The organism is Bacillus sp. MMSF_3353, from assembly GCF_030733445.1.
GTDB lineage: Bacteria > Bacillota > Bacilli > Bacillales > Bacillaceae_G > Bacillus_A > Bacillus_A wiedmannii.
This window is the reverse complement of record NZ_JASHJA010000027.1, coordinates 1-20,422: the sequence shown is the minus strand read 5'-3', so window position 1 is coordinate 20,422 and position 20,422 is coordinate 1. Positions and strand designations below refer to the sequence as shown.

The 20,422-nt window shown below is 35.5% G+C and carries 25 protein-coding genes; 1 reads left to right on the top strand and 24 read right to left on the bottom strand.

All coding sequences use genetic code 11. From position 1 onward, the window contains the following. Window positions 1-26 precede the first annotated feature (26 nt). The 15 genes from RBB48_RS26725 to metG form a co-directional block, all read right to left on the bottom strand. Window positions 27-251: an anti-sigma-F factor Fin family protein gene (locus RBB48_RS26725; RefSeq protein ID WP_000399441.1), complete on the bottom strand. Its 225-nt coding sequence runs from the start codon at window positions 249-251 to the stop codon at window positions 27-29. A 70-nt stretch (window positions 252-321) separates the two neighbouring features. Beyond that, complete coding sequence (gene pth / locus RBB48_RS26720) at window positions 322-882, bottom strand: aminoacyl-tRNA hydrolase (RefSeq protein WP_080377450.1); 561 nt, start codon at window positions 880-882, stop codon at window positions 322-324. Window positions 883-954: 72 nt separating this feature from the next. After that, window positions 955-1,908 carry a ribose-phosphate diphosphokinase gene (locus RBB48_RS26715; protein WP_000107420.1) on the bottom strand — a complete coding sequence of 318 codons (954 nt, stop codon included), beginning with the start codon at window positions 1,906-1,908 and terminating at the stop codon, window positions 955-957. Window positions 1,909-1,926: 18 nt separating this feature from the next. Further along, a complete protein-coding gene (glmU, locus tag RBB48_RS26710; protein ID WP_088061459.1) occupies window positions 1,927-3,306 on the bottom strand; it encodes a bifunctional UDP-N-acetylglucosamine diphosphorylase/glucosamine-1-phosphate N-acetyltransferase GlmU in 1,380 nt (459 codons plus the stop codon). 324 nt (window positions 3,307-3,630) lie between these two features. Beyond that, entirely contained in the window at window positions 3,631-3,924 is a 294-nt protein-coding gene (spoVG, locus tag RBB48_RS26705) for a septation regulator SpoVG (RefSeq protein WP_000454042.1), read from the bottom strand. 152 nt (window positions 3,925-4,076) lie between these two features. After that, window positions 4,077-4,451 carry a RidA family protein gene (locus RBB48_RS26700; RefSeq protein WP_000869826.1) on the bottom strand — a complete coding sequence of 125 codons (375 nt, stop codon included), beginning with the start codon at window positions 4,449-4,451 and terminating at the stop codon, window positions 4,077-4,079. A 124-nt stretch (window positions 4,452-4,575) separates the two neighbouring features. Continuing rightward, a complete protein-coding gene (gene purR / locus RBB48_RS26695; RefSeq protein ID WP_000702481.1) occupies window positions 4,576-5,424 on the bottom strand; it encodes a pur operon repressor in 849 nt (282 codons plus the stop codon). 54 nt (window positions 5,425-5,478) lie between these two features. After that, complete coding sequence (gene ispE, locus RBB48_RS26690; protein ID WP_137013689.1) at window positions 5,479-6,348, bottom strand: 4-(cytidine 5'-diphospho)-2-C-methyl-D-erythritol kinase; 870 nt, start codon at window positions 6,346-6,348, stop codon at window positions 5,479-5,481. Between the two features lie 196 nt (window positions 6,349-6,544). Next, the gene (gene sspF, locus RBB48_RS26685) at window positions 6,545-6,724 is read right to left on the bottom strand and encodes an acid-soluble spore protein SspF (protein WP_001985066.1); all 180 of its coding nucleotides are present in this window, start codon (window positions 6,722-6,724) and stop codon (window positions 6,545-6,547) included. A gap of 91 nt (window positions 6,725-6,815) precedes the next feature. Further along, entirely contained in the window at window positions 6,816-7,076 is a 261-nt protein-coding gene (gene veg / locus RBB48_RS26680) for a biofilm formation stimulator Veg (RefSeq protein WP_000044349.1), read from the bottom strand. A 238-nt stretch (window positions 7,077-7,314) separates the two neighbouring features. Then, window positions 7,315-8,178: a sporulation peptidase YabG gene (gene yabG, locus RBB48_RS26675; protein WP_001173738.1), complete on the bottom strand. Its 864-nt coding sequence runs from the start codon at window positions 8,176-8,178 to the stop codon at window positions 7,315-7,317. Between the two features lie 110 nt (window positions 8,179-8,288). Then, window positions 8,289-9,167 (bottom strand): 16S rRNA (adenine(1518)-N(6)/adenine(1519)-N(6))-dimethyltransferase RsmA, encoded by an 879-nt coding sequence (gene rsmA, locus RBB48_RS26670; RefSeq protein WP_000651555.1) that lies wholly within the window; start codon window positions 9,165-9,167, stop codon window positions 8,289-8,291. Next, complete coding sequence (rnmV, locus tag RBB48_RS26665) at window positions 9,164-9,721, bottom strand: ribonuclease M5 (RefSeq protein WP_000692830.1); 558 nt, start codon at window positions 9,719-9,721, stop codon at window positions 9,164-9,166. Before rnmV ends, rsmA begins: the two co-directional genes overlap by 4 nt. Before the next feature lie 194 nt (window positions 9,722-9,915). Further along, a complete protein-coding gene (locus RBB48_RS26660) occupies window positions 9,916-10,683 on the bottom strand; it encodes a TatD family hydrolase (protein WP_000895836.1) in 768 nt (255 codons plus the stop codon). A gap of 165 nt (window positions 10,684-10,848) precedes the next feature. Continuing rightward, complete coding sequence (gene metG / locus RBB48_RS26655; protein WP_098230161.1) at window positions 10,849-12,831, bottom strand: methionine--tRNA ligase; 1,983 nt, start codon at window positions 12,829-12,831, stop codon at window positions 10,849-10,851. A 519-nt stretch (window positions 12,832-13,350) separates the two neighbouring features. Between metG and RBB48_RS26650 the strand changes: the two genes are divergently transcribed. Further along, on the top strand, window positions 13,351-13,635 hold the full coding sequence (locus tag RBB48_RS26650; RefSeq protein WP_000843039.1) for a transition state genes transcriptional regulator AbrB: 285 nt from the start codon (window positions 13,351-13,353) through the stop codon (window positions 13,633-13,635). 20 nt (window positions 13,636-13,655) lie between these two features. On the opposite strand, the gene rsmI is transcribed toward RBB48_RS26650, so the two are convergent. The 9 genes from rsmI to RBB48_RS26605 all read right to left on the bottom strand — a co-directional run bounded on the left by rsmI (window position 13,656) and on the right by RBB48_RS26605 (window position 20,160). Next, the gene (gene rsmI, locus RBB48_RS26645) at window positions 13,656-14,531 is read right to left on the bottom strand and encodes a 16S rRNA (cytidine(1402)-2'-O)-methyltransferase (protein ID WP_000267812.1); all 876 of its coding nucleotides are present in this window, start codon (window positions 14,529-14,531) and stop codon (window positions 13,656-13,658) included. Next, window positions 14,500-14,790 carry a GIY-YIG nuclease family protein gene (locus RBB48_RS26640; protein WP_000414343.1) on the bottom strand — a complete coding sequence of 97 codons (291 nt, stop codon included), beginning with the start codon at window positions 14,788-14,790 and terminating at the stop codon, window positions 14,500-14,502. Before RBB48_RS26640 ends, rsmI begins: the two co-directional genes overlap by 32 nt. Further along, window positions 14,777-15,517, bottom strand: a complete 741-nt coding sequence (locus RBB48_RS26635; protein WP_306008376.1) for a tRNA1(Val) (adenine(37)-N6)-methyltransferase — start codon at window positions 15,515-15,517, stop codon at window positions 14,777-14,779. The genes RBB48_RS26640 and RBB48_RS26635 overlap by 14 nt, the downstream gene beginning before the upstream one ends. Before the next feature lie 121 nt (window positions 15,518-15,638). Beyond that, on the bottom strand, window positions 15,639-15,992 hold the full coding sequence (yabA, locus tag RBB48_RS26630) for a DNA replication initiation control protein YabA (RefSeq protein WP_000412057.1): 354 nt from the start codon (window positions 15,990-15,992) through the stop codon (window positions 15,639-15,641). 14 nt (window positions 15,993-16,006) lie between these two features. Next, window positions 16,007-16,834, bottom strand: coding sequence for a PSP1 domain-containing protein (locus RBB48_RS26625; RefSeq protein ID WP_000272429.1), 828 nt, complete (start codon window positions 16,832-16,834; stop codon window positions 16,007-16,009). A gap of 5 nt (window positions 16,835-16,839) precedes the next feature. Then, the gene (gene holB / locus RBB48_RS26620) at window positions 16,840-17,823 is read right to left on the bottom strand and encodes a DNA polymerase III subunit delta' (RefSeq protein ID WP_088061451.1); all 984 of its coding nucleotides are present in this window, start codon (window positions 17,821-17,823) and stop codon (window positions 16,840-16,842) included. A gap of 35 nt (window positions 17,824-17,858) precedes the next feature. Continuing rightward, a complete protein-coding gene (tmk, locus tag RBB48_RS26615) occupies window positions 17,859-18,485 on the bottom strand; it encodes a dTMP kinase (protein WP_000677225.1) in 627 nt (208 codons plus the stop codon). Between the two features lies 1 nt (window position 18,486). Next, window positions 18,487-19,908, bottom strand: coding sequence for an aminotransferase class I/II-fold pyridoxal phosphate-dependent enzyme (locus tag RBB48_RS26610; protein ID WP_088061450.1), 1,422 nt, complete (start codon window positions 19,906-19,908; stop codon window positions 18,487-18,489). Between the two features lie 72 nt (window positions 19,909-19,980). Continuing rightward, entirely contained in the window at window positions 19,981-20,160 is a 180-nt protein-coding gene (locus RBB48_RS26605) for a sigma factor G inhibitor Gin (RefSeq protein WP_000647291.1), read from the bottom strand. Window positions 20,161-20,422 lie beyond the last annotated feature (262 nt).

The following is a 20,422-nucleotide window of genomic DNA, read 5'->3' as shown; positions in this document are numbered from 1 at the left end:
TTTGGACATGCCAAAGCGACAACATTTTATTGCAGAAATTTTTCATATTCATAATACTCAGGATAAGATGCGAGCGTTTCTTGACACGATTCACAAATCGTTTTTATATATATATTTCCATTCTCATGAAAATGAATCATCTCTACTACTTCTTGCTCTGTTAGTTGAAATAAAACGTCGCTATACACTTTTTCTGCAGTAACGGAGCCTACATTACTCCCGCAATGTCTGCAATAATAATACCCTTCCATACTAGCCTCCTAAAAATCCAATTACTACTAGTATGGGTAAAAACAAGACAAAATATTCCCAATCATACCCTTAACTATTGAAGGTATTCATGATTTGAAGAAAAGGTTTATTTAACCATTCTTCACATGCATCCGCTGCTTTTTCAATAGAATGACTCACATCAGGAATTTCTTCCGATGTAAAACGTCCTAATACGTAATCTACTACCTTCATGCCATTTTTCGGACGATCAATTCCCATGCGGATACGTTGAAACTCTTGTGTTCCTAAATGCGAAATTGTTGATTTCACACCATTATGTCCACCAGCACTACCTTTCATACGAAGGCGTAATTTACCTACAGGGATGTCTAAATCATCGTACAGAACAACGAAGTCCTCAACATCAATTTTATAGTAATCCATGAGTGGTCGAATACTTTCCCCAGATAAATTCATATATGTAAGTGGCTTTAATAAGATTACTTTTTCTCCATTAACAAATCCTGCACCAAATACTCCTTTAAATTTTTGTTCATTCAAAGAAATATTCCAACGCTTTGCAAGTTCATCAATCGCCATAAATCCAATATTATGCCTTGTTAATTCATATTCTCTACCTGGGTTCCCAAGTCCTACTATCAATTTCATTCTTGTACCACTACTTTCTTTTTTCGATACGAAAAGACGTAACCAATCTTGGTTACGTCTCATTCTATCCAATTAATTGAATAATACACTTACAGATTCTTCTTCGTATACACGAATGATTGCTTCTCCGATTAGTGGAGCAACTGAAAGTTCATGTACTTTGTCGATTTTCTTCTCTTCTGGTAATACGATAGAGTTCGTTACAACTAACTCTTTAATATTTGAGTTTTGGATACGCTCAATTGCTGGACCAGATAATACTGGGTGTGTACAGCAAGCATATACTTCAGAAGCACCGTTCTCAACAAGAGCGTTTGCTGCTAATGTAATTGTACCAGCTGTATCAATGATGTCATCAATTAAAATTGCTGTTTTACCTTCAATATTACCGATAATGTTCATTACCTCTGATACGTTCGGACGAGGACGACGCTTATCAATAATAGCGATTGGTGCTTTTAGGCGATCTGCCATTTTTCTAGCACGAGTTACCCCACCGTGGTCTGGTGACACGATTACGATATCTTTAAGACCTTTTGTTTCAAAGTAATCTGAAAGAATCGGTACACCCATTAAGTGGTCGATTGGGATATCAAAGAACCCTTGAATTTGTGGAGCATGTAAATCTAGAGTGATTACACGAGTTGCACCTGCTGTTTCAAGCAAGTTTGCTACAAGTTTCGATGTAATTGGTTCACGAGAACGCGCTTTACGGTCTTGACGCGCATAACCATAGTAAGGAATAACAATATTAATTGTTTTTGCAGATGCACGTTTTAATGCATCGATCATAATAAGTAATTCCATGATATGTTCGTTTACTGGGAAGCTTGTAGATTGAATAATGAATACATCGCAACCACGGATACTTTCTTCAATGTTAATTTGAACTTCTCCATCACTAAAACGATCAACAGAACATTTTCCTAGTCCTACTCCAATGTGCTTTGCAATTTGCTCAGCAAGTTCCTTATTAGAGTTTAAAGAGAATACTTTCAAATTAGAATTTAGATATTGAGTCGACATCTAGATTAACCCTCCACATTATGATTTTTTCTTATTCAGCAATTGATCAACATAGTCTTCTTTGTTAACTTGACGTGCACGTGCTATAGATAATGCTTTTGATGGAACATTCTCTGTAATTGTAGAGCCTGCTGCCACATAAGCACCATCTTCAACTGTTACAGGAGCGACAAGGTTTGAATTACATCCAATAAATACCCCGTTACCAATCACAGTTTTGAATTTATTCTTACCGTCATAGTTCACCGTAATTGAACCACAACCAAGATTCACGTCTTCTCCAACTTGTGCATCCCCGATATAACTTAAGTGTGAAGCTTTACTTCTATTACCAAAAACAGTTTTTTTGATTTCCACGAAGTTTCCAACGCGTACTTCATCTCCAATAACTGAATCTGGGCGAATATGTGCAAATGGACCAACCGATACTTCTGTACCAAGTTTACTATCATGTACAGTAGATTGTCGAATTGTCGTACGATCTCCAATTTCACTATCGCGAATTACTGTGTGCGGTCCAATTTCACAATCAGAACCAATTACAGTATTCCCCTCAATAATTGTTCCTGGATGAAGAACTGTATCACTACCGATAATTGCATCAGCAGAAATATACGTGTTACTTGGATCAATAATTGTAACACCATTTACCATGTTTTTACGGTTGATACGGTTTTTCATAATAATTTCCGCTTGCGATAGAGCGACTCTGTCGTTAACACCTAACGTTTCATCGAAGTGCTCTGTTTGATAAGCCGATACGATATGACCTTCATTTTTTAAAATCTCAATAACATCTGGCAGGTAATATTCACCTTGTACGTTATCATTTGAAACTTTAGAAAGTGAGGCGAATAAAGCTTTATTATCAAAACAATACGTACCTGTATTGATTTCTTTAATAGCTAATTCTTTCTCATTTGCATCCTTATGCTCAACAATCTTTTCAACATGACCATTCTCATTACGAACGATACGACCATATCCAGCAGGTTCTTCTATGTAAGCTGTTAGCACCGTTGCCATTGCCCCTGCTTCTTTATGTTGCTGAAGCAATGCTTCCATCGTTTCAGCAGTTATTAGCGGCGTATCACCACAAATAACTAAAGTTGTTCCTTCTTCATTTGCAAGTACACTTGCAGCTTGATCTACAGCATGTGCTGTACCAAGTTGTTCTGCTTGTAATGCAAACTCACTTACGTTTCCTAGCTGTTCTTGTACCATTTCAGCACCATGTCCTACGACTGTTACAAGTTTCTGCAATCCTAATTGCGTTACTTGATCGACAACATGTTGTACCATAGGTTTTCCACATACAGGATGAAGCACTTTGTATAGCTTAGACTTCATACGTGTGCCTTTGCCTGCAGCTAGAATCACTGCAAATCTGTTTGACATATAGACCCTCCATCGCAACCTATTTATCCATTAACGATATTATCCTAAATCATCATATATTTCAAGAAACACATTTTAACTATTAAATTTTACCATAATTCTTATACGATGTTTTACTCTTTAGTATCTTTTTTAAGAAATAAGCTATACTATTTAAAATGATTTTGAAAAAATTAGAAGTTTTCCTCTTCACTTTAATAAATTCAGAATTTTCCGTACAAAATAGATAAAACCACACAAAAAAAAACAAACTCCTGTAAATGCTTACAGGAGTTTGTTGCAAAATTATAGGGATTTCTTTAAAAAGCCCTTTTCATTCGAATTTTACGAAGCACCCGCTTCTTCAAACTCAACCTCTTCTAACTCGCCTAAACGATGATACTCTGTTAAAACCGCATCTTGAATTTTAGAGCGTGTATTAGAATTAATTGGATGTGCAATGTCACGGAATTCTCCATCTGGAGTACGTTTACTTGGCATTGCTACAAATAATCCATTATTACCATCAATTACACGAATATCATGAACAACAAATTCATGGTCTAGAGTAATAGAGGCAATTGCTCTCATGCGGCCTTCTGTGTTTACGCGGCGTAATCTTACGTCAGTCACTTCCATCTTGTGTTCACCACCCTTTTCTAAATAAGCGATATATTTGTATAAATTCCACAAAATTTCTATTTTCCCTTTAATTTTTTAAAAATTTTTAAGATAAAAATTTTTAATGTAATTGAATATAGAGATTAGTGGAGGTTATCGCTTACAAAAGATTACTTAACTAGGGCAATTACTTCGATTTCAATTGAAACATCTTTCGGTAATTTTGCTACTTGTACACAAGAACGAGCTGGCTTATGAGTAGAGAAATAAGAGCCATATACTTCATTAACAGCATTAAAATCATCCATATCTTTTAAGAATACTGTTGTTTTTACTACTGTATCAAATGAAGCACCTGCTTCTTCTAATACCGCTTGTAAATTTTGAAATACTTGCTCTGTTTGTACTGTCACGTCTCCTGCTACAAGCTCTCCACTTGCAGTTAACGGAATTTGTCCTGAACTGTAAAACATATTATTTACAATAATCCCTTGTGAATATGGTCCAATTGCTTGTGGTGCATTGCTTGTTTGAACAACTTTCATATTTTTCCACCCTTTTATTATTTATTTTTACTCTTTAAAAATAGTGCACGAAAAGCAGTTTGTCCATCTATTTTATAATTTATAAATAGAATAAAAAAAAGATAAAGCGATCTGCTTTACCTTTTTACTCAGCCTCTACAAGCCCTTCATCAAATGGTGCCAGTGAATAATTTCCCTTTTCCACTTGAATCGCTTTTTCTTTCACATCAACTTCTGATAGACGAATTAATGATACAAAATTATTAATTAGTCGTTCTTCAATATCCGTGGATTCTACTAATACACCAATACCAACAACATTAGCCTTAAACTCTTCTAACATACTCATCATACCTTGAATTGTCCCGCCAGCTTTCATGAAGTCATCAATAATTAAAACATTTGATCCCTCTGGAAGGCTACGCTTTGCTAACGTCATTGTTTGAATTCGCTTAGAAGAACCTGATACATAGTTAATACTAACAGTTGGGCCTTCTGTTACCTTATTATCTTTCCTTGCGATTACTACCGGTACATCTAAGTAATTTGCCACCGCATAAGCAAGTGGAATCCCCTTCGTTGCCACCGTCATAACCGCATCAATTGGTTGCCTAGCAAAAACAGAAGCAAACAAACGACCTGCGCCATTAATATGGCGAGGATTACTTAAAAGATCTGTCATATATAAGTAACCACCAGGCAAAATACGATCTGGATTTTCAAATAAGCTACAAAGCTCACCAATAATTAGATCTGCCTCTTCCTCACTTATATATGGTATATATTTCACTCCTCCTGCTGCTCCTGGTACCGTTTGCAATGTGCCGACCCCTTGTTGTTCAAACGTTTGCTTAATAATAACTAAATCTTCACTAATGGAAGACTTAGCTGATTGATACCTTTCAGCAAAAAAAGTGAGAGAAACTAGCTGACGAGGGTTTTGTAACAAGTAATACGTCATATCGACTAATCTTGTACTTCGTCTAATTTTCATACTCTCACCTCAAATCACGAATATTCTAAACAAATCATAACGTATTATACGTCTTTATTCAAGCGTTTCTCGCTCTCCTAATAAACGTACTGCGTATACTTGTTCACAAAATCCTTTTAATCCGTTATATATACGATGCATTCGCGAATCATGGTGCACAAGACCAAATACGGTTGGGCCACTTCCACTCATTAATACGGCATCCGCCCCAAATCGCTTCATCTGTGCCTTAATACGTGCAACTTCAGGATGCATCGCAAACGTTACATCTTCTAAAACATTACCAACAGTATCACAAATCCCTTTGTAGTCCCCAGCATTTATGACGTTAACCATTTTCTCTACATTTGGATGTGTAACTCGATTTAACTTTAAATTTCCATACACATCAGCAGTAGATACACCAATATGGGGTTTTGCTAAAATAACCCAACAAGAAGGTGGAGTTTTTATGTGCTCAATTTGCTCTCCTCTTCCAGTGGCAATTGCTGTCCCACCATATACACAAAACGATACATCTGATCCGATTTTTGCGCCAAGCTCTGCTAACTGATCAATTGTAAGCCCTAAATTCCATAATTTATTAAGGCCACGTAATGTCGCTGCTGCATCACTACTTCCACCTGCTAATCCAGCTGCTACTGGAATCGTTTTTTCAATAGTAATAGATACGCCTTTTTTCACATTAAACTTCTCTTTTAATAATTTCGCTGCTTGATAAGCTAAGTTTCTTTGGTCGTCTGGGACATACCGATTATGGGATAAAATTTCAATACGGTCTTCTGCTAATTCCATTAGTTCTAAACGATCCGCTAAATCAATTGTTGTCATAATCATTTTCACTTCATGATATCCGTCTTGTCTTTTTCCCAGTACATCTAACGACAGATTAATCTTTGCTGGTGCTTTCACTAGTAGCTTCAATCTATTCACCCACTCTATGTACTCAATCTTTTATCGTTTATTTTACCATAAATTTATAGTAAGACGATGACACTTCCCTAATTATAACGAAAAGCATTCAGAATGAAACTACTTATGTAAAATGATGGCACCTTTTCGAGTACAAAAAGCCGAGGAATCACTCCTCGGCTACCGTAGCATAGAAAGTATCTTACAACTACTGGTTTTGTTTCATTAATTGCTGTTCTGCAATTTCTATAGCACGTTTCACCATGTTACCAGCATCTTTCGCACGAATTCCGCCCCATCCTTCTTTCTGAACAACATCATAAAAGCCTAGCTCTTTTGCAAGCTCTTCTTTAAATTGATTTGACATGACACCTCTTCGTCTACTCAATGCAGAGTCCCTCCTTATTTTGCTACGGTATAATTAGTATGCAAAATAATATAGCTTTTCATTTGTGGGAATATATGTAACGATACATGAATTATAAAATCACTTCATTATGAGGTTCACCATAAAACGTTAGCTCTACTGTCTCTGTTAAAACATCCGCATAGCTATATGATACACGTTGCAACGCATCTTCTTGCTGATCCAATTGTACAACAAAAACAGAACGGTACGTTTCTGCAAGTACACCTGATTGTTCTACTGTTTTTCTTCTCCCACTATTCGCCTTTAACATCAGTCTCTGTCCAAGATGGTGATCTAATTCGCTTTTAATTTCATCTAAACGTTTTGACATATACTTCGTTACACCTCGCTGTAATTTAGATTGAACACTTAAAACACGATATATCTATCCCAATTATTAACCGCAACTCACAGACAATATCATTATAAAAGCATCATGCGTTCAAATAGATAGAAGAAATACTATATTGTAAAAGTATCATTATGTAGTCTGCGCGTTCTTGTCTCTTTTTATCCAAGCTGATTTAAATCCTTCCCATACAAAAAAGCAAGATACATATGTACCTTGCTTATTCTTCATAATGTTGAAAGGGTAATCCAGTTCGTAAAATCCCCCTCGTCTCAATCCCGCCAAGTCCCTTTTCGCCGGTAATCGTATTACGTACAACATCCCATACATTTACTCTTTCCATAAATGACGTAAAACTAATTTTACCAACCACATATACAGGATCTAGTGCGTGAATATTAATTCTAGATGGTGAACTAGCAAAGTTAGCACCCGCTCGAATTAATGCTTCAAAGTGTGATTGGCATGCCCCAGCAAAAATAACGAGTTGATCCAATGATGGATATTTTTTTCTCACTTCTCGAACAGCCTGTACAAAATGCCTTGAATGCCTATATGCTGCTAAATCTCCCTTTACCCCTTTTGATTTTGTATATGCATCGTGCCCCGTAATAACTAAAATGTCTGGACGAAAATGATCTATTAAATCTACTACCTTTTCATGCATCTCTGTTTCTTTACAATGAATACCTTGTACAGGAACACCAATTTTATTATATAAGTCTAAGCACTTGCGCAAATATAACGGGTCCCCATCTATATGCAATACACGTCCTGGCATTTGAAAATAATTCACCTCACTTGTATATCCACCCGTTGAAGTGTGTTCATGCCTTTGTTTCATTAATACATAATCTTGTTGAAACAAACGATACGTACGCTCCATCGTTTCTTTCTCACGCTTCGCTCTTTTTTTATGCTCTCGTTGATCTATACTAATTAAATCTTCAAGTGGCGCATCTGCCACCAGTCTAATTTCCTCTCCAAATAATATAGCTATCTCGCCTTTTATTTCTATAATACGAAAAAGGATATCCCTATTATGAGAATATCGTTCCACTAATTCTCCAACATGTAAAGCCATTCTCCTACCTCCAAACTCGTTAGGCCATCTTACCTGTTTTTAAAGTATGAATGTAGGAGAGGAAAGGTGACAAAAGGGACAGTTCAAGTTGAACTGTCCCTTTTCTATTCTTATGACAATTTATGAAGAACTAATGCATTACTTAATGTTGCAAACTCCTCGATAGATAGCGTTTCGCCTCTTCGTTTTGGATCAATTCCCACTTCTGTTAAAATTCGATCCAACAGCTCTTTATCTTTCGGGAAACCATTTAAATTATTTGATAAATTATTCATTAAAGTTTTACGACGCTGTGCAAAACTTGCTCGTACTACTTCAAAGAAGAATGTCTCATCTGTTACTTCTACAACTGGTTTCGGGCGCTTTAGGAGACGAATAATCGCAGAATCAACATTTGGTTGTGGCACAAACACTGTACGTGGTACAGTCATAACTGTTTCCACCTCTGTATAATACTGAATAGCAATGGATAAAGAACCATACTCTTTCGTTCCAGGTTTAGCAGCTAAACGATCTCCAACTTCTTTTTGCATCATAACAACAAATCCACGAACCGGTAATTTCTCTTCCAACAATTTAAATAAAATTGGCGTTGTAATATAGTACGGTAAGTTCGCTACTACCATTACATCTTGCCCTTCCTCAAATTGCTCACTAAACACCTCATGTACATCTGCCTTTAGTACGTCTTTATTTATAACTGTAACGTTGCTATATGGAGCTAACGTCTCATCTAAAATCGGTAATAACCTCTGATCAATTTCAAAAGCTACTACTTTTTTAGCACGCTTCGCTAATTGTTCTGTTAACGCACCGATACCTGGTCCAATTTCAATTGCACCACTTTCTGAACCAATTTCAGCGTGATCGACAATACGATTTAATACATTCGTATCAATTAAAAAATTTTGTCCTAAACTTTTTTTGAATGAAAATCCATACTTTTCAACAATGTCTTTCGTACGATTTGGCGTTGCGATATCCTTCATTTTCTTTCCTCCTGTATGACTTGCTTATAAGCTTCTGCAAAAGATTCTTTTGAAACTTGAAACATTTGTAAACGTTTATGTAACTGTTTTGCGTTTGTATAACCAATCTTTAATAGCTTACCCATTCTTTCTCTGCGACTCTTTGCCATTTCTCCGCCCACTAAGCCTGCATCGACTAAATCGCTCCAACTAATTTCACTTGTGTAAGCTTCCATTTCTTCATGTATATTCTCTAAAGCACGGCGAATTGATTCATTAGAAGCATGTTCAATCCCGACACCCTTTTTCCTTTTGGCAAGTGCTTCTTCCTTCGGTAAAAAAGCATGTTTACATCCAGGCACCTTATCAGAAATAATTTTTCGAATACGCTCTCCAGGATAATCCGGATCTGTGAAAATAATAACGCCCCGTTTTTGCAGCGCTAATTTAACTTGCTCAATAACATGATCACCGATTGCTGAACCGTTCGTTTCAATTGTATCCGCATCAACAGCACGCTTAATCGCAACTGTATCATCTTTACCTTCTACAACGATAATCTCTTTAATTTTCATGCTTGCCTCCACACTCGTTTCGTCTCTACTTAGTAAAACAAAAAAATGACGACTTTTCCATTATTATTTTCCCCATTCTTACATTTTAAAAAATAGAATGTCCAAAACTTTGTTCTCTCTCCTTATTGTAACACTTCCTCATTCGCCCTTATTTTTTCACAAAAATAAAAAAGAATGGGTTCTCCCACTCCTTTTTATTCAACACCAAATAAAGCTTTTGCATTTTTTGTTGTTATTTCTGCTACTTCCTCATAAGAAATTCCTTTTAAATTCGCAATTTCTTCTGCTACGAGTTTTACATAACTCGGTTCATTTCGTTTTCCTCGAAATGGATGTGGTGTTAAATATGGACAATCTGTCTCTATTAACAATTTCTCTAATGGAATCTCCACAGCAACTTCTTTCGGCTTCTTAGCATTTTTAAATGTAACTGGTCCGCCTAATGAAATTAAAAAGTTCATATCAACACATCGCTCTGCTACTTCTACGCTGCCGCTAAAGCAATGCATAATGCCTCCCACTTCAGCTGCATTCTCCTCTTCTAGAATATCAACAATATCTTGAGTTGCATCGCGGTTATGTATAATAATCGGCAATTTCACTTTTTTGGCTAATGCAATTTGTTTACGGAATACTTCCTTCTGTATTTCTTTTGGAGATTTATCCCAATGATAATCTAATCCCATCTCTCCAAGTGCAACGACTTTAGGATGAGAAGCAAGTTCTTCTAACCAAGCTAGATGTTCTTCTGTCATGTCAATTGCATCAACTGGATGCCATCCAACCGCAGCGTAAATAAAATCATAAGTTTCAGCTAATTCAATCGCCTTTTTTATCGTTACTTCATCAAAACCAACAACAACTGTATAGGTAACTCCCGCTTCTTTCATTCGTGCAATAACCTCTTGCAAATCTTCTTCAAATTGCTCTGCATTCAAATGTGAATGTGTATCAAACAACATAATACATAACTCCTTTTATATTGAAATCAAGTTTATTCTAAAAAATAAGCTCTTTAATAACTTAACGATAACAATACTATAATTTTAATGCAAAAATAGAGAGTGTAAAAAGAAAAAAGACGCTTCACACATGTTACACGTGAAACATCTCTTTTCTTGTCTTAATTACTTGATTTTTGTACCATTTGGTAGATTTTGGTCGATTGATGCTAATGACAATACGCCATTCTCTTCACCCGCTAAAATCATACCTTGTGATAATTCACCGCGTAATTTTACAGGTTTTAAGTTTGTTACACAAATAACCTTTTTACCTTTTAGGTCTTCCGGCGAATAGAATTTTGCAATTCCTGAAACAACTTGACGCTTTTCTGTACCTAAATCCAGCTGAATTTTTAACAACTTATCTGCTTTTTTCACAGGTTCAGCTGATAGTACTTCAGCTACGCGTAATTCTACTTTAAAGAAATCATCAATTGTAATTTCTTCTGCTTTCGGTTCTTCTTCTTTTTTCTCTTCTACTTTAGGAGCAGAGCTTTTCATTTGTTCTTTAATGTACCCTACTTCTACTTCCATTTCTAAACGCGGGAAAATCGGGTTTCCTTTTTCTACTTTTGTTCCAGCTGGAATACAGCCAATTGTAGATAGGCTTTCCCAAGATTTATGTGCCTCTTCAGTAAGTCCAAGCTGAGCAAACATCTTACTTGGTGCTACTGTTAGGAACGGCATAAGCATAATACCTGTTTGACGAAGCACCTCCGCTAAGTGAGCCATTACAGAAGCTAATTTTTCACGATCATTCTCATCTTTCGCTAATACCCACGGTTGTGTTTCATCAATATATTTATTTGCACGGCTAACCAATTGCCAAATTGAGCTTAGCGCTACAGAGAATTCCATATTCTCCATTGCCTCTTCTACTTTTTTCAATGTATCTTTTGCAAACGTTACTAACGTTTCATCGAATTCCGTTACATTTTCTTTAAATGCAGGGATTTCTCCGTTAAAGTACTTATCAATCATAGCTACTGTACGATTTAATAAGTTACCTAAGTCATTTGCTAAATCGAAATTAATGCGCTCCACAAATCCTTCTGGTGTGAATACGCCATCAGATCCGAATGGAACTTCACGAAGTAAGTAATAACGTAATGCATCTAATCCGTAACGATCGATTAAAGTAACTGGATCTACTACGTTTCCTTTTGACTTACTCATCTTTCCATCCTTCATTAAAATCCAACCATGAGCAAAGATTTTTTTCGGAAGAGGTAAATCTAATGCCATTAAAATGATTGGCCAATAAATTGTATGGAAACGAACGATTTCTTTTCCAACTAAATGTACATCAGCTGGCCAGAATTTCTTATACATCTCTTCATTTTCTGTTCCATAACCTAATGCTGTAATGTAGTTAGATAATGCGTCAACCCATACGTAAATAACGTGTTTCGGGTTACCTGGAACACGAACTCCCCAGTCAAATGAAGTACGAGAAACAGCTAAATCTTCTAGGCCTGGTTTAATGAAGTTATTAATCATCTCATTCTTACGAGACTCAGGCTGAATGAAATGTGGATTATCTTCATAGAATTTTAATAGTCTGTTTACATATTTACCCATTCTAAAGAAATACGATTCTTCACGAACAAGTTCTACATCATGACCACTATCTGGGCTTTTTCCTCCAACTACTTTTTCACCTTCCATAATTGGATCTACTAATTGATGCTCTGTATAGAATGTCTCATCTTGTACAGAATACCAACCTTCATATTCATCAAGATAAATATCACCTTGATCTACTAGTTGCTTGAAGATTTTTTCAACAACATCTTTATGACGATCTTCAGTTGTACGAATAAAATCATCATAAGATATATCCATTTTCTCCCAAAGTTCTTTAATTCCTGCAACAATGTTATCCACATATGCTTGTGGTGTAACATTTAATTCTTCTGCTTTCTTTTGGATCTTCTGTCCATGCTCATCAGTTCCTGTTAAATAATGAACATTGTATCCTTGCATACGCTTATATCGTGCCATCGCATCTCCTGCTACTGTTGTATAAGCATGTCCAATGTGTAATTTTCCACTTGGATAATAAATTGGGGTAGTAATATAAAAGGACTTATTTTCCTCTGTCATTGTTTTGGACCTCCCGGATAACCTCATATGTATTTATAAATAGTATATCAAAAACTTATATATAAAGTGAAACTTTAATCTGTGTGGGGGTGTTCACTCCTGCGGATTATTAGCCCGCACAATCAGGCTTTTACGAGCAATCCGACTCCAACTTAACTTCTTTGCTCCACCCAAATTTTAAATTTAGAATCTTACTGATTGGCAAATAGTGGGATAAAAATGAGTTAATACTTAATATCTTTATCATCTATTGCTCATATTTCAAGAAAATATACAGTCCTTACTTACAATCTATAAATTTTTCTGAAAATAAAGTTAAATAATAGTAGAAATTACTCTCATTCTATTATATATAAGAAGTAAGAAATCTATAAATCTTTTTAAAAAATATAGAATTAAAGAATTGACGGAAATGTAAATGATTGGTATCATATGTCCATAGGGTATTTTGTCGAAAAATGACGAATCTAGAAAATAGACTCGAAACTTATAAACTATTTCTTTAGGAGGAAAAGAATTATGAAATCTACTGGTATCGTTCGTAAAGTTGATGAATTAGGTCGTGTAGTAATTCCAATCGAATTACGCCGTACTTTAGGTATTGCAGAAAAGGATGCTCTTGAAATCTACGTTGATGACGAGAAAATCATCTTAAAAAAATATAAGCCAAACATGACTTGCCAAGTAACTGGTGAAGTATCTGATGGTAACCTATCTCTAGCTGAAGGTAAAATTATCTTAAGCAAAGAAGGCGCTGAGCGAATCTTAAACGAACTTCAAGATTATATCGAAACAGCAAAATAAGCTTCTCAATTATGAGAAGCTTATTTTTTATCGACATGATAGATTTGATATACATCGCGTTTCGACAAATCTCGATCTTTAGCGACTGTTTTTATTGCCTCTTTTGAATTCATACCTTTTTCGTTTATATAATGTTCAATATGATCATATACAGAAATAGATTCCCACCATTGTTCTTCTGGGGTAGGTTCTTCCGTTGAACCAGCTACTAAAATACAAAACTCGCCACGAACTTCATTTTGTTTCGTCCACTCAATTGCTTCCTCAACTGTTCCACGAATAAATTCCTCAAATTTTTTCGTTAACTCTCGACATAATACAATTTCTCTATTTCCCAACACTTCTTGCATCGAGATTAAAGTATCATCTAAACGATGGGGTGCTTCATAAAACATCATTGTAGTTTGTACATAACGAAGCTTCTCTAACTCCATTTTTCTTTCTTTTTTATTTCTTTGTAAAAATCCATAGAAATAAAATTGTTTTGTTTCAAGACCTGATGCAATTAATGCTGTAAGGGCTGCATTTGCCCCAGGAAGCGGGATTACATGATACTGTTCTGCTACAGCCTCTACAACAATATCGTAACCTGGATCGGAAATACAAGGCATACCAGCATCACTAACAAGTGCTACAGTCTTTCCTTCGTCTAACTTCCCTAATATTTTCTTACCACTTACTTCCTTATTATGCTCATGGTAACTCATAACGGGGGTTTCAATTTCGAAATAATTACAAAGTTTTTTCGTTTGTCTCGTATCTTCAGCAGCAATTAAATCAGCTTCTTTTAAAATTCGGATTGCACGAAATGTCATATCTTCTAAATTTCCAATAGGAGTTGGTACTAAATATAAAACTCCCTTTTCATTTTGTTGAAAGCTTTTTTGTTGCCACATAGCGTTCTCCTTTTTGCATATATTCTTCTTTTTGTTTTCTATTTAACTGCTTAAAATAATACTCTGCTTGCATAGCTGTACGCTTATCTTCATGAAATTCTATGTATTTTAAAACAACAGGAAGTCTAGCACGCGTATACCTAGCCCCTTTTCCACTATTATGGGTCTGAATCCGCTTCTCTATATGATTTGTATATCCTGCATAATAACTTCCGTCAGAGCACTCTACTACATAAAAACAATGCTTATTCTTCTCCATATAAAATTGAACGAATCTCCTTTGTATATTCATTATTTTCTTCATATACAAAAAGGGGTGGCAATATTTTCAAATCTGCGTTTCCATCCTTAATCCCTTCAATTAACAATGTATTCGCTTCTTTCCCTGCCTTAGGATAAACAAATCGTACACGCTTTGGTTCAATTTTGTATTTACGCATTAATGTAACAATATCTAGCAAACGACCTGGACGATGTACAAATGCTACTTTCCCACCTTGCTTTACTAATTGACTACTTGCAGATACAACATCCTCTAATGTACACATAATTTCATGACGAGCTATCGCTAAATGTTCATTCATATTTTTCTCAGAAGTTGCAGGTGTTTGAAAATAAGGGGGATTACATGTAACTACATCATATTGATGACGTCCAAGTTTCTCCGGCATATCTTTCAAATCCCCATGTATTAAGTGAATTATTTCTTCTAACTTATTGTATTGAACGCTTCTGATTCCCATATCATATAAACGTTCTTGAATTTCTACACCTGTAATGTTTCCCTTTGTTCTTGTACTTAATAAAAGGGGGACAACTGCGTTACCTGTACACAGATCAAGTACATTACCTTTTTGAATTGGCACCCAAGCAAAGTCTGCAAGTAAAACAGCATCTAACGAGAAATTGAATACTGATGGGCTTTGTACAATCTTCATATCTTGCGCTAATAAGTAATCTAAACGTTCATCTTCATATAAATTCATATGTTACTCCTTTTCTTACACTTAACCTACCCTATTTCTTCTTCTACTAATAAAAAAACATATTTCATTCTACTCTCATGTATAAAAAATTACCTTTCCAATTATCATTGGAAAGGTAATTTCACTTTTTATTTAAAAATGACAGGCAGAATAAACAATCTCCCTCTTTACGTACACTTCCATAATGCAGATTACAAATATGAAAACCTTCTTGATATAGCCTTGCTAAATTATCGTAGCCTTCGCCAATATCAGTTGTCTTCGGCTTCACTTCTTTACGTTTTTGAGTTTTTTGTTTTTCCTTAATCTGCACTTCTTCAAAGCGGTGTCGCAAATTTTCATTTTCCATTTTTATATGTTGGTTCTCTTCCAACAACTCTGCAAGATGTTGTTTTAATTCTCCCAACTGTTTGTATAAATGTCCAATTTGCTCTTCCATACTAGAAACCGATGCAAAAATATCTTTTTTCTCCACAAGCACCCACCTCATTAATCTGTGGTTTGACTCGAAACGACCCCTTTATTCACTAACTCATCTAACGTATATTCTACTATCCGTTCCTTGTCTACTAGTTCCACTTGAATTAATCTTTCTAAAATATTTAATCCGATAACACGGCCAGTACCATGCGGGGTTTGTATACGTTGATCTAAATCAGGAAGTTGTTCCTTTGCTGCCTCATATTCATCATTCTCATATTTTAAGCAACACATTAAGCGACCACATAAACCAGAGATTTTTGCAGGATTTAATGATAAATTTTGATCCTTTGCCATCTTAATGGATACAGGTTCAAAATCTCCTAAAAAAGTAGAACAACAAAGCATACGACCACATGGACCAATACCACCAAGCATCTTCGCTTCATCACGAACACCAATTTGTCTTAGTTCAATTCTTGTCCTAAAAATTGCCGCTAAGTCCTTCACTAGTTCGCGGAAATCAATCCGACCATCCGCAGTAAAGTAGAAAATAATCTTATTGCGATCGAACGTATACTCTACATCTACAAGTTTCATATCAAGATTATGCTCTACTACCTTTTGCTGACAAACTTGATATGCTTCTTTCGCAGCATGTTTGTTCTCTTCAACAATGGTACGATCATTTTCATTTGCAATACGAATAACCTTTTTTAGCGGTAATACAACGTCGTTTTCATCAACTTGCTTTTTGGTAATAACTACTTTTCCGTACTCAATACCTCTTACTGTTTCTACAATTACAAACTCATTTTCAGAGATATCGAACTGATTCGGATCGAAGTAATACACCTTTCCGGCCTTCTTAAAGCGAACACCTACTACATCATACAAAACGGTCATCCCTCCTGCAACCGCAACACTAACTGTTCGAACACAAGCTGCGCATTTACATTAGCGTTGATTCTATTTTTTGCCTCTAATATATTAAAGAGAGCTGATACAATGCGCTTCTGAGCATAGGAGAAAGATTCAAACATCTCTTTCTGCTCATGAAAAACAAGACGATCTTCTTCTCCAAGTTGAACATATAATAAATCCTTATAAATAAGGAGCAACATATCTAAACCTTGCTGTAATTGTTCTTTCTCTCTAAAGTGTTTCCCCCATTTTTCTTGTACAAAAAAAATAGAGGCTTTATCCTTTTCGAGCGCTTCACATAATTTTATCACTAAAGCTCGTGCTTGTGCAAACCATTCATCACTACATAAAGCTAAAGCTTCATCAAAACTATTCGTGAGTTGCGCAGCAAGTGTCGATAAAGATGCCGTAATACCTTCATCCTGTAATCTTCTAATTAAAGATTCCGTAGGTAACGGTCTAAATGTAACAACTTGACAGCGAGATAAAATCGTATTTAAAATTTGATGACTTTGTTCAGTAAGTAAAATAGCTGTTGTATCACTACTTGGTTCTTCTAAAAATTTTAAAAGTGTATTCGCTGCATTTGCTGTCATACGATCTGCGTGCTCAATAATATATACTTTTTTATTTGCTTCTAATCCTGTTTTTGAAAACTCTTCTTGTAAATCATGAATTTGCTGCTTCTTAATAGATAATCCGTCTGGTTTTACAATATGTAAGTTAGGGTGGTTACCTGAATCAATTCGCTTACAATTTGTACATATGTGACAAGGCTCTACCCCATTCCGCCCAGAACAGAGGAAACTCTTTGCCATTTGAATTGCCGTTGCAAACTTTCCAGTCCCTTTCCCTCCCTCTAACAAGTAAGCGTGGGATATACGCTCTTTTGCAATGCTATTCATCAACATTTTTACACCGATGGGTTGTATAGCAGAAAGCTGCTCCCACGTCTTCGTCATAATGCATACCTCACTTATTTCATTCTTTCCTTCTATTATAACAATTTATCTTCTATAATCTGAACAACTTCTTCTATAAGTTTTTCCATTGGTTGATCAGCATTTACCAATACAATACGATCTGAGAAACGTTCTACAACTTGTAAATATCCTTCACGGACACGTTTATGGAAAGAGATATCTTCCATATCTAATCGATTCACTTCACGTCCTGCATCTTTTTCAATGCGAGCTAAACCAATCTCTGGTTCAATGTCTAGGTAAATCGTTAAACTAGGCATACAGTCCTCTGTTGCGAAACGATTTATTTCAAATACTTTATCCATACCTAATCCTCTTGCATATCCTTGATACGCTAAAGAGCTATCTATAAAACGATCACATAATACAAGGTAGTCCTCGTTAAGTGCCGGCATAACCTTTTCCACCAAATGTTGTCTACGTGCAGCAGCATACAGAAGCGCCTCTGTACGTGCCTCCATCATCGTATATTCTTGTTTATGTAAAATTGTTCTAATATCCTCTGAAATTGCAATGCCACCTGGTTCTCTCGTCGCCATTACCTTTTGTTCTTTTTGTTCAAAGTACGGCAATAAACTTTTAATTAACGTTGTTTTACCCGAACCTTCTGGACCTTCAATTGTTACAAATAATCCCTTCATTCTAAAACCTACTTTCTATATCATACACTTTCATATATTTCGTGCTACCTTGAAAACGAGCGCCTGATTGCTCTAAATACATAATTTGCTCTTTATGTTCTGAAGTAATTCTTTCTCCATACATAATCAATGGAATTCCAGGTGGGTACGGAATTACCATTTCTGCCGCTATCATCCCAACTGCTTCTTCTACAGATACTACTTTTGTTTCATATCCTTCCAGTTGTTTATATGTATACGGTAAAGGAGAAAATTCTCCTTTATAAGTATAACGAATAGATTCCTTCTTGTCTTTCACCTCATAATATTGCAATGCCTCTCGGATCATCTCTATAGCCTTCATATACCCCTTATTTACTTGCAAGGGCAAAATAAATAGGACATTATATGGATCCGCCATTTCTGTATATATACCGACCTTTTCAAATACAGACTGTAATTCGTATCCTGATAACTGACAACGTGTCTGTACAGTAACCTTTAACTCGTCTTGTAATGGATATTGTAAAATAGCTATTTGTGGAATAGAACACAATTCGTCTTTAAATCCCCGTAAAAACTCGACAATTTCATCATGTCCCTTTTCTTTTATACGTGCTATTGTAAAGCGTGCAATATCAAGAGAAGTCATAATTGGATACGATGGACTACTAGATTGTAGCATACTTAAATAGGTAGAAACTTTTTCTTCTTTCACTAAGCGACTATTTATATGTAAATAGGACCCCATTGTCATCGCGGGTAATGTTTTATGTGCAGAATGAACTACAATATCTGCACCATATGCTAATGCTGACTTTGGAAATGCTCCCCCTAAACAAAAATGGGCTCCATGTGCTTCATCTACTAAAACAGGGATTTTATGTGCATGTGCATAAGCGATGCTTGCCTCTAGATCCATCCCCATACCATAATAATTAGGATGCGTTAAAATGAGTGCTTTAGCATTTGGATATTTTTCAATTGCTTCCTTAATAATTTCATCATGAATTCCCACTGGTACATTATAAGCTTCATCAATCCATGGATCTAAAAAAATTGGATTTGCGCCCGCTAATTTTAAACCATTAATAATTGATTTATGACAATTTCTTTGTACAAGAACAATATCATGTTCTCCACAACAAGACAAAATCATTGCTAGGTTCCCTACCGTTGAACCATTAATTAAAAAATAACTTTTGTTCACTCCATATACATCAGCTAATAACTGTTGTGCCTCATCTATACATTCAAACGGACTATGTAAATCATCTAACCCTGACAACTCAGTTACATCGATAGATAGTATATCTTTAAACTCCCCTACAGCTTCCTGAGGGAAGTTTAAACCATTTTTATGACCTGGAACATGAAAGGATAACGGCTCTCTTTCTTTAAACCCTGTTAATGCCTCATATAAAGGTATGCGATTTTGATTCATTTATATCTCTTCCTTATTAGTTCATTCTTCCTCTATTATACAGAACAAAAAAAATAATAGGCATATGCCTATTTAAAAATATGATACTTCTAATTTCCGAAGCTGTTTTAAATAATATATATACTTCGGATCATTTGTCTCCGTATTCACCATATCCTTTTCACATTCATAACATATTAAATTATTATAAACATATATCCCTTCTTTTCTTTCTGTCTCACAAACAATACAAACTTCATTTTGTGCTTTCATAACCTTCCCTCCCTATTTAAATGGACATATTTTATACTTCTATTCCTTAACAATTTACAGAAAAATATACATCCATCTCTTATATAATATGATTAACCCTTGGGCAACGTGTTTGTATTACCATTACTTCTTTTTTCGTACTTTTTGAAAACAGAAAAAAACACAAGTCAAAAGACTTGTGTTTTTAGTTGCTTGGCGACGTCCTACTCTCACAGGGACAAGGTCCCAACTACCATCGGCGCTAGAGAGCTTAACTTCCGTG

Bases quoted from the DNA above. Each gene is read 5' to 3' on its own strand.
- RBB48_RS26725 (WP_000399441.1), bottom strand. From the start codon at position 251: ATGGAAGGGTATTATTATTGCAGACATTGCGGGAGTAATGTAGGCTCC.
- pth (WP_080377450.1), bottom strand. From the start codon at position 882: ATGAAATTGATAGTAGGACTTGGGAACCCAGGTAGAGAATATGAATTA.
- RBB48_RS26715 (WP_000107420.1), bottom strand. From the start codon at position 1,908: ATGTCGACTCAATATCTAAATTCTAATTTGAAAGTATTCTCTTTAAAC.
- glmU (WP_088061459.1), bottom strand. From the start codon at position 3,306: ATGTCAAACAGATTTGCAGTGATTCTAGCTGCAGGCAAAGGCACACGT.
- spoVG (WP_000454042.1), bottom strand. From the start codon at position 3,924: ATGGAAGTGACTGACGTAAGATTACGCCGCGTAAACACAGAAGGCCGC.
- RBB48_RS26700 (WP_000869826.1), bottom strand. From the start codon at position 4,451: ATGAAAGTTGTTCAAACAAGCAATGCACCACAAGCAATTGGACCATAT.
- purR (WP_000702481.1), bottom strand. From the start codon at position 5,424: ATGAAAATTAGACGAAGTACAAGATTAGTCGATATGACGTATTACTTG.
- veg (WP_000044349.1), bottom strand. From the start codon at position 7,076: ATGTCAAAACGTTTAGATGAAATTAAAAGCGAATTAGATCACCATCTT.
- yabG (WP_001173738.1), bottom strand. From the start codon at position 8,178: ATGGCTTTACATGTTGGAGAATTAGTGGAACGATATTCTCATAATAGG.
- rsmA (WP_000651555.1), bottom strand. From the start codon at position 9,167: ATGAAGGATATCGCAACGCCAAATCGTACGAAAGACATTGTTGAAAAG.
- rnmV (WP_000692830.1), bottom strand. From the start codon at position 9,721: ATGAAAATTAAAGAGATTATCGTTGTAGAAGGTAAAGATGATACAGTT.
- RBB48_RS26660 (WP_000895836.1), bottom strand. From the start codon at position 10,683: ATGTTGTTTGATACACATTCACATTTGAATGCAGAGCAATTTGAAGAA.
- metG (WP_098230161.1), bottom strand. From the start codon at position 12,831: ATGACAGAGGAAAATAAGTCCTTTTATATTACTACCCCAATTTATTAT.
- RBB48_RS26650 (WP_000843039.1), top strand. From the start codon at position 13,351: ATGAAATCTACTGGTATCGTTCGTAAAGTTGATGAATTAGGTCGTGTA.
- rsmI (WP_000267812.1), bottom strand. From the start codon at position 14,531: ATGTGGCAACAAAAAAGCTTTCAACAAAATGAAAAGGGAGTTTTATAT.
- RBB48_RS26640 (WP_000414343.1), bottom strand. From the start codon at position 14,790: ATGGAGAAGAATAAGCATTGTTTTTATGTAGTAGAGTGCTCTGACGGA.
- RBB48_RS26635 (WP_306008376.1), bottom strand. From the start codon at position 15,517: ATGAATTTATATGAAGATGAACGTTTAGATTACTTATTAGCGCAAGAT.
- holB (WP_088061451.1), bottom strand. From the start codon at position 17,823: ATGACGAAGACGTGGGAGCAGCTTTCTGCTATACAACCCATCGGTGTA.
- tmk (WP_000677225.1), bottom strand. From the start codon at position 18,485: ATGAAGGGATTATTTGTAACAATTGAAGGTCCAGAAGGTTCGGGTAAA.
- RBB48_RS26610 (WP_088061450.1), bottom strand. From the start codon at position 19,908: ATGAATCAAAATCGCATACCTTTATATGAGGCATTAACAGGGTTTAAA.
- RBB48_RS26605 (WP_000647291.1), bottom strand. From the start codon at position 20,160: ATGAAAGCACAAAATGAAGTTTGTATTGTTTGTGAGACAGAAAGAAAA.